Below are 1,878 nucleotides of genomic sequence, written 5' to 3'. Positions count from 1 at the left end.
TGGCCGACCACGCGCCTGTCGCCCTTCCGCCCCAGCCGCCGTGCCTCGGCATGGGCGCTGCCGCTGGCCTGCGCGATGTCCCATATCGGGGCCGACGGCAGTTGCGCCTCGGCCAGCGCCACCGTCGCGTCCTCGGTCGTCTGGCGCCGGCTCCATGCCTCGATCAGCGCGCGCAGTTCCGGCTCGTGCCACGTGCGCGCCGCGTCCGTGGAAAAACGCGCCACGTCCGGCAGGCCCGGCGCCCCGATCAGGGCGGCCAGCCTTGCGAATTGCGCGCGCGTGAGAACGGCGATAACCACCTGCCCGTCGCGTGTCTCGAAACAGCCGAACGGGGTCGAAAGCGGATGCCGGTTGCCCACCCGCTGCGGCAGCTCACCGGCATGAAGATGCTGGGCATGGCTGGTCGTCAGCAGCGAATGCAGCGCGTCGTACATCGCGATGTCCAGAACGGTGCCGGTGCCCGTGCGCCCCTTGCCCACCAGCGCCGCGAGGATCGCCCACGATCCGAAAAGCCCGCCCATCAGGTCGGCCATCGACCCGCCGGCCGTCAGCGGCGCGCCGCCTTGCTCGCCCGTCGCGGCCTTCAGGCCGGACATGGCCTGCACCACAATGTCATAGGCAGGCAGGTCGCGGAACGGCCCGGTCTGCCCGAACCCCGCCACCCGGGCATAGACCAGCCCCGGATTGTCCGCGCGCAGCACGTCCGGCCCCAGCCTGATCTTCGCGGCCACGCCTGGGCGGAAATTCTCGACCACCACGTCGTACTGCGCCGCGATCCGGCGCGCCAGCGCCAGGCCCCGCGGGGTCTTCAGGTTCAGCGACAGGCTCTTCTTGCCGCGGTTGTTGAGGCGGAAAAGGGCGCTGTCCCCGCCCCGGAACGGGCCGATATGCCTGTGATCGTCGCCGCGAGGTGGCTCCCGCTTGATCACCTCCGCACCGAGATCGGCCAGCAACGCGGTGCAATAGGGCCCGTCCAGAACGCGTGTCAGGTCCAGCACCCTGATCCCGTCAAGCGGTGTCACAGCCCAACTCCCGCGCCAGCGCGTCGATCCGGCGCAATGCCTCCGTCAGGTGGGGCCGGATCGCGTCGGCGCGCTCGTGCAGGTAGGGCCACGGCGCGGCCTCCGCCATGTAGGTGGATTGCGCCAGTTCCATCTGGATCGCGTGCCAGCCCGTGCCGGGCCGGCCGTAATGCCGCGTGGTCCAGCCGCCCTTGAAGCGGCCGTTGACCACGGTGGAGTAACCCTCCGCCGCGCGGCACACCTCCTCGACCGCGCGGGCGATGGCCGGTGCGCAGGTGGCCCCCTCGTTGGTGCCGATGTTGAAATCGGGCAGCGTCCCGTCGAAGAGGAACGGGATGTGCGACCGGATCGAATGGCAATCATACAAGACGGCCACCCCGTGCCGGTCCCGCACCCGCGCCATCTCGGCCTCGAGCGCCGCGTGATAGGGCGCATGGAAGGTTTCGCGGCGGTGCTCCACCTCCCCGCCCGAGGGGGCCTCGCGCCAGATGGGCGCACCGTCGAAATCCGTCAGCGGCACCAGCCCGGTCGTGTTCTGTCCCGGATAGAGGCTCTCGCCCGACGGGTCCCGGTTCGCGTCGATGACGTAGCGGTGGAACCTGGCGCGCACTATGGTGGCGCCGGGCAAAAGCCCCTCGTAGAGCTTGTGAATGTTCCAGTCGGTATCGGCCAGACTCCGGCCGCGGTCATTCAGCCGCGCGCGGATCTCCTGCGGCACATATGTGCCGCCATGGGGCATGCCCAGTACGACCGGCCCGTCACCGCGGGCAACGTCAACGGGTGTCATGGCGCGCTCCTTCCTGTTTCTTCTCGGCCGAAATACCCCGGGGTGAATTGGCCGCAGGCCAAGAGGGGC

The 1,878-nt window shown here is 69.9% G+C and carries 2 protein-coding genes; both read right to left on the bottom strand.

Annotation, left to right across the window (positions count from 1 at the left end; all coding sequences use genetic code 11):
- Positions 1-1,022: CaiB/BaiF CoA transferase family protein (locus tag ACH107_RS32420; protein ID WP_412509718.1), on the bottom strand; the 1,022-nt coding region annotated here is incomplete at its 3' end.
- Positions 1,009-1,809 carry an N-formylglutamate deformylase gene (gene hutG, locus ACH107_RS32415; RefSeq protein WP_412509717.1) on the bottom strand — a complete coding sequence of 267 codons (801 nt, stop codon included), beginning with the start codon at positions 1,807-1,809 and terminating at the stop codon, positions 1,009-1,011. The genes ACH107_RS32420 and hutG, both read right to left, overlap by 14 nt.
- Positions 1,810-1,878: the final 69 nt, after the last annotated feature.

It is taken from the genome of Roseovarius halophilus (ex Wu et al. 2025) (assembly GCF_047086965.1).
Note: the sequence above shows the minus strand (reverse complement) of the source record. Positions and strands in the feature narration are given on the sequence as shown.

Bases quoted from the DNA above. Each gene is read 5' to 3' on its own strand.
- hutG (WP_412509717.1), bottom strand. From the start codon at position 1,809: ATGACACCCGTTGACGTTGCCCGCGGTGACGGGCCGGTCGTACTGGGC.